The organism is Butyrivibrio sp. XPD2002 (genome assembly GCF_000423945.1).
Taxonomy (GTDB): domain Bacteria; phylum Bacillota; class Clostridia; order Lachnospirales; family Lachnospiraceae; genus Butyrivibrio.
Window position 1 is genome coordinate 140775 of the sequence record NZ_KE384117.1, and the last position, 9338, is coordinate 150112.

A 9338-nucleotide genomic window follows, 5' to 3' on the forward strand; every position below is an offset into this window, starting at 1 on the left:
GGGGAAGGAGAAGGTTATGTGGAAAGGTAAAAACAGATGGCTTGCTGTAGCTCTATCAGCAGCCATGACAGTTACGGCAGTACCTGCAGGGGGATTGCAGGTACGCGCTGAAGCTAATACTGATACTGAAGAGCTTGCTGTTACAGCAGATGATTCTGCTGTAACAGATGGTAACACCGGTGATGAAAAAGAAGGTGAAGAGGTCGATGAGGCTGATAAGGATTCAGAATCTGCAGCAGCTGATAATGACACAGAAGATAAGTCTACAGAAGATGATAAGGAGAAGACAGACGAGGCTGAAAAAACAGAGAAGGATGCAGCTCCTGAAGAAAAAGAAGTAAGTCGTATTCTTTACATGTCCTTTGATGAAAGCATTTCAGACGATTCAGGAAAAGGCAGTATAATAAAAGCCTATAGCTACGATTCAGAGGATGGAAACTTAACTGTAACCTCTGATGAAAAGATAATTGGAAGCGGCGCTTTAAAGCTCCAGAAGGATAAGGGACAGTGGCTTGATATTAAGGATGCTGAAGGTAAGAATATCCTTTCAGGGTTAGAAAACATAACAATTAACTATTTCAGTAAGACCAATTACAACACAACCTCCAACTGGTCATTTTTCGCAGCACCTTCTGCTGATGGACAGGGATGGATGTGGGAAAAGTATCTCGGTGTAATCGACACTAAGAAGAATGACAACGTAATAGATGTTGAGAGATACTACAGCAACGGTCAGGCAAGACCTGTCACTACATGGACACCCTACACAGAGAATGACTGGAAAATGGTCACGGTAGTTGCTAATGCAGATTCCGTAAAACTTTATGTAAACGGTGAGCGCAAGAAGGTTGAAAACAGCGAAGTAGCTCTTTCAGATATTTTTGCAGAGAATGGTATTCTTCAGATCGGTAAAGGTAACTGGGATGGTGGACAGTACTCAGACCTGTTCCTTGATGAATATTCCATATATGATGGGGCTCTTTCAGAAGATGACGTAAAGGATATCTATGAATCCTATAAGGGTATGATTGTAGAAGAGCCCGAGACTCCTGAAGAAGAGGATCCCGGAGTAGAGGAAATCGGAGACAGCAACCTCGTTCTTCATTTTACCTTTGACAGTGAGGAGAAGGGCTTTACCGGAAGAGGCGCTAAGGCAACCTCCTATGGCGGATATCAGCTTGTTGAAAACGGAGAGAATGAAGGCGTTGGTAAAAAGGCTATAAAGCTTGGAAAAGACCAGTGGCTCGATGTAAAGAGTGTTGATGGTGAGAAGAATGTTCTCTCAGGACTTGAGACAGTTACAATAAACTTCTTTAGTAAAGCACTCAGCAGCGGAACAAGCTGGGCATTCTTTGCAGCACCCAACACAAATCAGCAGTCATGGCAGAGTGAGAAATATCTCGGAATAACAGATCCTCTTGAAAATAAGAGCATATCAGTTGAAAGATATTACAGCAATAATCAGCCAAGACCTGCAGCAGCTTCTACCGGCAAGGTTTCCGGTATGAAGATGGTAACTGTTGTGGCTACTAAGAACAGCACATACCTTTATATCGATGGAAAGGTTAAAGGCTGCGTTGATTCCACAGTATCTCTTAAGGACATCTTTGGCGGTGATAATGGAATTCTTCAGATCGGTAAGGCTAACTGGGGAAATGGTGAGTATTCTGAAATGATCATGGATGATCTTGCTGTTTTCAACAGAGCTCTTTCCGAAAAAGAAATTGTTGCGCTCTATGAAAGTAAGGATGTGGAAGCAGTCGAGTATAAAGAATACAGCGAGGAAGATGAGGAAAAGGAGCCTGTAAAGGATCTTGGAATCAGAGTTACCGAGGTTGAAGCAAACTATACTGAAAGCCTTGCAGTAACACCCGGTGAGGATTATTCATTCCTTGAAAATACAGGAGCAAAGATCACCTTCAATAATGGTGAGACTAAAGAGGATGCAGTTATTGCCTGGTTTGACAAGGATGGAAACAGAGTAATAAATGCAAAGGATTTATCTGTTGGCACACATGAGCTTACAGGAAAGCTTACCTACTTTGGAAGTCCTGTGGCAGAGCAGAAGGCTGATCCCTATGTTGTTTACAATGATGCAGATGGATATTATTACATGACATCTTCATGGCCTGCTTATGGCGATGAGAATCATGGCTACGACAGGGTTGCACTCAGAAGAAGTAAGACTCTTGCAGGTCTGGCTGAAGCAGAGGATGTAACTGTATGGAATGCGCATGAAAACGGAGAGCTGCAGTATCACATCTGGGCACCTGAGCTTCATAAGATTGGCAGTGACTGGTATGTATATTTTGCAGGAAGCTGCGATGGAAATAAGTGGAGCATCAGACCTTACGTACTTCACTGCACAGATTCCAATGATCTTCTTAATCCTGAAAAGTGGGAAGAGAAGGGAAGATTTGTAAACAAGGACGGAAATGAAAAGGGTGCCTTTGACGCATTTACACTTGATATGACAATGTTCACTTCAGGTGCTAAGAGCTACGTTATCTGGGCATATAAAAATGGCGCGTCTGTTCTTAAGATGGCAGAGCTTAATACAGAGGAGCCCTGGAAGCTTGCATCAGATCCTGTCACTATTTCCGAGCCTATGTACTCTTGGGAGATGAATGGCAGTGAAAAAATAAACGAAGGCCCTGCGGTTCTTAAAAAGGATGGAAAGATTTATGTAGCATTTTCAGGTTCTACAACAGGCCCTGAGTATTGTATGGGACTTCTTACAGCAGATGAGAATTCTGATCTGATGGATCCAGACAGCTGGAAAAAGAGCAAATATGCAGCACTTAAAACTGAGGACCTTGTAGGTCAGTATGGACCCGGACATAACAGCTTTACTGTTGATAAGGACGGAAACATCATCGTTGTTTATCATGCAAGAGATGAGAAGTGCTACAAGGAGCAGTGTGAGTGGCATGATAAGGATCCTCTCTATGATCCCTGCAGAAATGCCCACATGGCTATCCTCAGATTTGATGAAGATGGAAGACCTGTATTTGCAAGTACAGAAGAAGTAGAGATGCAGAACCTCTCTGATGAGCAGAAGACCTTTAAGATGACTGTTACAGTTGGATCATCTAAGGATGCACTTGAGGCAGATGCAAAAGCGATCACTATTCCTAATGCTAATGATGTAAGAGGAAACATAACACTTCCTGAAAAGGGTGAAAACGGATCAGAGATCACATGGAAATCCTCTGCACCTCAGATTGTATCCGATGAGGATAACGGAAGCATCAAAAAGGGTGTTGTAAACAGAACAGATAAGGATGAGAAGGTAACACTTACAGCAACTCTTACAATTGGATCAGAGACTGTAGAAAGAGACATCGAGCTTACAGTAAAGGCTAAGGTTGCAGAAAAGAACCTTACCCACTATCTGTTTGCATATTTCACAGGTGAAAACACAGCTAACGGAGAGCAGATATACTTTGCAGACAGTGAGGACGGTCTTAACTGGTCAGCACTTAACGTAGGTGATCCTGTCATTACATCAACATTGGGTGAAAAGGGACTCAGAGATCCTTTCATAATAAGATCACCTGAGGGCGATAAGTTTTATCTTATTGCAACAGACCTTAAGATCAACAATGGACGCGGCTGGGGACTTGCTCAGACTGATGGTTCCAAGAGTATCATGGTTTGGGAGTCTACAGATTTGGTGAACTGGGGCGAGCAGCGTATGGTAAAGGTTGCGGACGATGCAGCCGGTTGTACATGGGCTCCGGAAGCTTTCTATGATGATGAGACAGGTGAATACATAGTATTCTGGGCATCAATGATAGATAACTATCATAAGGTATGGTATGCAACCACAAGAGATTTCTATACCTTCTCAGAACCTAAGGTATGGATTCACTTAAAGAATAAAAACGGTGAAAATATCAGTGTTATCGACACATCTGTAATAGCTGTGGATAATGCAGACGGAACAAAGACCTATTATCGTATCTCAAAAGATGAAGCTGGTTCACATGCTGCAGTAGCAGAGGGTGATCCTGATAGCGGTAAGTTTGAAATTCTGGAAACTGCATCATCACTTACAGGTGAGTGGACACGTATTCCTTCAAGCTTCCTCAACGAGAATCAGTGGGTTGAAGGCGGAACAATTTTCAAGTTCAACAATGAAAACAAGTGGTGCATGCTCCTTGATAACTTTGGAGGTGGCGGATATTATCCATGCCTGACAACAGACATCGGAAGTGGCAGCTTTACAAGAGTTGAAAAGGGTGAGTATTCCTTCCCGTCCACAATGAGACACGGAACAGTAATCGGAATAACCGATGAAGAGTATAAGGCCATTGAGAAAAAATGGGCTTATGATGACAGCGACGTAACCTATCCCACATCTCTTGCAGAAGCTGCAATCGCTCATTTTACATTCGATGATGAGGAAACAGGCTTTGCAGGAAACGGTGCAGTAGCAACTCCCGGTGAGAGCGGATATGATGTGGCTGATCGAGATGGCAATAAGGCAATTAAGCTCGATAGAAAATCAAAGCAGTACCTTACTCTTACAAACGAGGATGGCTCTTCACTTCTTTCAGGGCTTGATGAACTGACTGTAAACTACTGGAGTAATACTGAGGTTAAAAATGAAACCCAGTGGCTGTTCTATGCAGCAGGAAGCTCAGATGCTCCGCAGAATAACAACGAGCATTACCTTGGAATCATTGATCCTTTAACAAATGATAAGCTCCTTCATGTTGAGAGATATGATAACCATGGTTCAAGAAGTACCAACAATGCGGCTGACATCGGCAGATACAGCAACAAGTGGAAGATGGTCACAGTTGTATTCATGAAGGATATGACCAAGCTCTACGTTAACGGCAAGCTTGTAAGTGCAGTTAACAGTGATGTTGTTATTTCAGATATCCTTGGTGAAAACGGAATTACTCAGATAGGTAAAGCTAACTGGGGAGGCGGTGAATACACAACAGCCATGATAGATGAGTACAGCATTTTTGACAGACCCATTAACAGTGCAGAGGTTATGAAGCTCTACAATGGAGAAGTCGATTTTGATAAGACTCCAGCTAATACCGACCCCGAGCCTCAGCCTGAACCTGCTCCTCAGCCCGGAGATACACCGGAAGAAAAGCCTGAGGAGGAGTCTAACGTTAAACCTGAGGATAAGCCCGCAAACCAGGAGACTCAGCCTGAAAGCAAGCCTGAGACTGTTACATCCGATGAGCCTGCAGGCGGATCAGCAGTAAAGGAAGATACTACAGTTGTAACCGGTAAGGTTAGCAAGATCAAAAAGGGCAAGAACAAAGGTAAGTATAAGCTTGTTCTTGATGATGGAAGTACAGTTAAGGGACTTGTGAAGTTAAATGGAAAGCTCTACTACTTCAACAGCAAGGGCATTGCCAAGAAGGGCTTCCACAAGGTTGATGGTAAGAAATACTATACCAATGCCAAGGGAAAGGTCCTCACCGGTCTTAGAATGATCAAAGGAAAGCTTTACTATTTTGATAAGTCAGGAGTAATGCAAACCGGAAAAGTTAAGATCGGCAAGCTTACATATCTCTTTGGTAAGAATGGAAAGCTTAAGAAGATTAGCATAGGAAAGAAGAAATAATTAGAATGAAGGCACCCTGCAGTATAGAGCTGCAGGGTGCTGTTTTATAAGAGTAAAATTATTTGTTTTTTTATGTTGGTGAAGATATTTTTAATTTAGCTCTGGAACAAAATTTTCGAGTTTATCTACAAACATCTGCCCCATCTCACTAAGGCTTATTCCTTTTCTTGTGATATAGCCAAAGGTAAGCGTTTCTTCTTCCTTGAGCTTAATATGAGTAAGATCTGAGGAATTAAGACTGTCACCAAGCATTGCTGCGCCTACCGCATAGCCGTTAAGACCAAGCATAAGCTCTATGGAAGTAGCGCGTTCATTAGTGCTAATGACCTTTTTGTAATCATAGGTTGCGAGAGCTTCCTCTCTGTAATAGAACGAGGTATTATCACCCTGATCAAAAACCATGCAAGGATAGTCCTGCAGATCTTCAAGTGAAAGCTCTTCTCTGTCGGCAAGAGGATGATCCTTTCTTAAATAAACGTAGGTATTTCTGGTGAAAAGCTCATGGAATTCCAGAGAAGCATCTGCAAATATCTTTTTAAAGGTATTCTTATTGAAATCGCTAAGAGCGATGACACCGATTTCACTTTTCAAAGTCTTTACGTCTTCAATAACCTCACTTGTCTGAGTTTCCTTGATTGAAAACTGATATTCATCGAAATCATATTCCTTAACAGTATCTATAAAGGCATTAACTGCAACCGTGTAGTGCTGCATGGAAACAGAGAAGGTGGGCTTTACGCTTCCCTTATTAAGATATTTTTCTTCCACCTTTGCAAACTGCTCAACAGCATTCCTTGCGTAAGCTATAAATGATGCACCGGCTGATGTTGTAACAACGCCGTTGTGAACTCGTTCAAAAATCTGGATTCCTAGCTCCTTTTCCAAATCTCGAACTGCACTTGAAAGACCGGGCTGAGATACGTATAGTCTGTCAGCGGCCTTTCTTATGGAACACTCCTCGTCGATTGCTATAACATATTTAAGCTGTAATATTGTCATGGTTTGATACCTCTTAGTTTTATTTACCTACTAATATACCATATAAATAGTTTGAAGAACTCACTTTTTTATTAGGGTGAAAATTTGCTACAAGAATTATCATAGATAAAATATCACAAGTGTGATAAAATAAGCAAAAGGAGAATGCATATGTTTGAAGATTTATTATACAAAAAGAATATCAATATGGCGCAATTATCGCAGCGTTCCGGGGTAGGTTATAACTATGTTTTCAAGATAATAAAAAATCAGACTGATTTTGGGAGATGTGGAATTGAGACTGCAAATAAGCTAGCTACAGCCTTGGATATGGATTTAAATGAGATATATGCTTATAACCAGTCTTATTTTCAGAGAAAAATCTATTATCAGGATCAGACGGACTGGGATTGTCAGATGTATGGAACGTTAAATGCTGAACTTAATAAACTTTTCCTGATAGCCATAGAATATCATTTTAGTCCGGAACATAAGTCCAGAGATGACATTGCATGTAAACGCGCTGATATGGAAATTAGCTGCATCAAGTATGAAAAGCTCTCAGAAAAGACAAAATGCATAATGGTTGCAATACTGAATCAGCAGAAGAAGCTTCTTGAATTCATCAAAGAATTTCCTAATCTAAAATCGTTGCAAAATCAAAAACCATTAGCGGATAAGCTTTATATATCGCAGAATCCGTATAATATTTTTCCTGCTTATTCTGAAATGAATATTGCATACTGAAAGGAATTACCATGGATGAAAATAAAGTAAGTTACGAGATATTTATAAAAATGTTGGAAGAGCTCAATAAGTTCATTGTGAATCAGTATGATGCTCAATATATACTTGAAGTCCGTGCAATAGGCGGATTTTCCATGATTATTCACAAGAGACTCGGTGATATAGAGGGACCGAGAGACATGAGTCGGGATATAGACTCATTAACAGAGGATTATCCTGAAGAAATAATAAGCGCTATTAAAAGTATTGGCGAGAAATATGGAGCAAATGACGAAGATGGGTGGCTTAATAATCACTGGAACAGAACAAAGAATTATAATGAGGAATTTGCATACTTTGTTAAATGGAAAAAGCTTGAAGAGGCCTCTTTTTCCAACATTAATTTATTCTATGCGGATTTAGAGTCACTGTTTATGTTTAAAATAAGGGCAATGGACGACAGAATAGCGCTTGCAAAGTTAGAGCCAAGACAGCAGGATGTTTTGGATGTTGTTTCAATTCTTAGAGCTTTTGGGATTAAAGACTTTGACAGCATTGACAATGAAACAATTAAGAATACTATCCCATATTTCCCAGCTGCTGTGAATTATTTGATAGATAATGGAATATTTATAGGAACAAAGATAGTTGCACCTAACGGAGAGGTGCATAGGGAAGATAACGAATATGCTAAAAGGATAGCACAGAAAATTCAGGAATATATTAAACTTCAGAATGAATGATATCAATGAGCTGTTTTTGATACAGAAAAGTAGAATTATTTGGCAAAATGAATATGGTGGCAAAGATGTTTATGAAATATGAAATACATGGAAAGAATCTGGAACTTACACCTGTATATTATGAAAATGGGGGAATGAAAGAAGATGAAGAGCGCAAATGGGTTCTTGAAAAAGTAAAAAAATAAGCACCAAACATAGCCAAGAAAAAGATGAAAATCCAGATAAATCCGCATGTTTATAGGCATGCGGATTATTTTAAAAAAATAATTAGCACTCACTTGACAAGAGTGCTAACAAGTGTTATAACAGTTATAGAACAAGGGAACAGAAATAAAGGGAGCAATAATAATTGTAAAGTCTCCGGTTCCGATGCTCGAAGAAAATAAAAGTCATATATATAGGAGGTAATTATTATGTTGATGCCTAGTATTTTTGATGAGAAGTTATTTGATAACTGGTTTGATTTCCCGATGTTTAACGACTTCGATAACACCGAGAGGAAGCTCTACGGAAGACATCCTGAGAGATTGATGAAGACTGATGTTCATGAGTCTGAGGATCACTATGAAGTTGACATAGATCTTCCGGGATTTAAGAAGGAAGAGATTACCCTTGAGCTTGATAACGGATATCTTACAGTAGGCGCTGCTAAGGGCCTTGATAAGGATGAGACAGACAGTAAGGGTAAACTCATCAGACAGGAGCGCTACAGCGGATCAATGCAGAGAAGCTTCTATGTAGGTGAGAATCTTACAGAAGAAGATATCAAGGCAAGCTTCAAGGATGGCGTACTTAGTCTCAATGTTCCTAAGAAGGAGCAGGCTAAGGTTCCTGAGAAGAAGATGATAATGATAGAAGGCTGATTAGAAGTAAGAAGCAGATAGTCAAGATAATTCCACCTAAAAACTCTTAAATATGTTGCTTTAAACGGCTCGGTGCAAAGATTACACCGGGCCGTTTCTTTGCTGTAGCTATAAGAAAGACTTTTAGCTATATACCAATAATTCGTATATTAAGCCTGAATTATTCATGACAACTTAAACCTCTGAAATCAGACTCATAATCCGATTTTTTGAAATGGATGCCTAGAATAAGCGGGAATCAGTCTTAAAAATGGGTAGACTGTCCCTATGAATCAGAAATACAGACTTTTAAGTTATCAAGGTACATCAATAGTTGCTATTCCAACTGTGGATTTAAGCTGCTTATATTTGTAAGTGTTTCATAGAACTCAGATATGTAAGGACAGCTGCTACACAGCTTGAAATAAATATATCTACCTGATCTGACTA

General features: G+C 40.2%; 6 protein-coding genes. 5 read left to right on the top strand and 1 reads right to left on the bottom strand.

What is annotated here, in order from left to right:
- Window positions 1-16 precede the first annotated feature (16 nt).
- The gene (locus G587_RS24875) at window positions 17-5599 is read left to right on the top strand and encodes a family 43 glycosylhydrolase (protein ID WP_026493717.1); all 5583 of its coding nucleotides are present in this window, start codon (window positions 17-19) and stop codon (window positions 5597-5599) included.
- Window positions 5600-5689: 90 nt separating this feature from the next.
- Here the strand turns inward: G587_RS24875 and G587_RS0120195 are convergent, their stop codons facing one another.
- Window positions 5690-6598 carry a LysR family transcriptional regulator gene (locus tag G587_RS0120195; protein WP_026493718.1) on the bottom strand — a complete coding sequence of 303 codons (909 nt, stop codon included), beginning with the start codon at window positions 6596-6598 and terminating at the stop codon, window positions 5690-5692.
- Between the two features lie 150 nt (window positions 6599-6748).
- Here G587_RS0120195 and G587_RS0120200 point away from each other — a divergent pair, with 150 nt between their 5' ends.
- The 4 genes from G587_RS0120200 to G587_RS0120215 all read left to right on the top strand — a co-directional run bounded on the left by G587_RS0120200 (window position 6749) and on the right by G587_RS0120215 (window position 8909).
- Window positions 6749-7324: a helix-turn-helix domain-containing protein gene (locus tag G587_RS0120200; protein WP_026493719.1), complete on the top strand. Its 576-nt coding sequence runs from the start codon at window positions 6749-6751 to the stop codon at window positions 7322-7324.
- A gap of 11 nt (window positions 7325-7335) precedes the next feature.
- Complete coding sequence (locus G587_RS0120205) at window positions 7336-8046, top strand: hypothetical protein (protein ID WP_026493720.1); 711 nt, start codon at window positions 7336-7338, stop codon at window positions 8044-8046.
- A 47-nt stretch (window positions 8047-8093) separates the two neighbouring features.
- Entirely contained in the window at window positions 8094-8231 is a 138-nt protein-coding gene (locus G587_RS25985; RefSeq protein ID WP_196812637.1) for a hypothetical protein, read from the top strand.
- A 228-nt stretch (window positions 8232-8459) separates the two neighbouring features.
- The gene (locus G587_RS0120215) at window positions 8460-8909 is read left to right on the top strand and encodes an Hsp20/alpha crystallin family protein (protein WP_026493721.1); all 450 of its coding nucleotides are present in this window, start codon (window positions 8460-8462) and stop codon (window positions 8907-8909) included.
- Window positions 8910-9338: the final 429 nt, after the last annotated feature.

What these genes read in the sequence shown, in the direction of transcription:
- G587_RS24875 (WP_026493717.1), top strand. Translation starts at nt 17, where the DNA reads ATGTGGAAAGGTAAAAACAGATGGCTTGCTGTAGCTCTATCAGCAGCC.
- G587_RS0120195 (WP_026493718.1), bottom strand. Translation starts at nt 6,598, where the DNA reads ATGACAATATTACAGCTTAAATATGTTATAGCAATCGACGAGGAGTGT.
- G587_RS0120200 (WP_026493719.1), top strand. Translation starts at nt 6,749, where the DNA reads ATGTTTGAAGATTTATTATACAAAAAGAATATCAATATGGCGCAATTA.
- G587_RS0120205 (WP_026493720.1), top strand. Translation starts at nt 7,336, where the DNA reads ATGGATGAAAATAAAGTAAGTTACGAGATATTTATAAAAATGTTGGAA.
- G587_RS25985 (WP_196812637.1), top strand. Translation starts at nt 8,094, where the DNA reads ATGAATATGGTGGCAAAGATGTTTATGAAATATGAAATACATGGAAAG.
- G587_RS0120215 (WP_026493721.1), top strand. Translation starts at nt 8,460, where the DNA reads ATGTTGATGCCTAGTATTTTTGATGAGAAGTTATTTGATAACTGGTTT.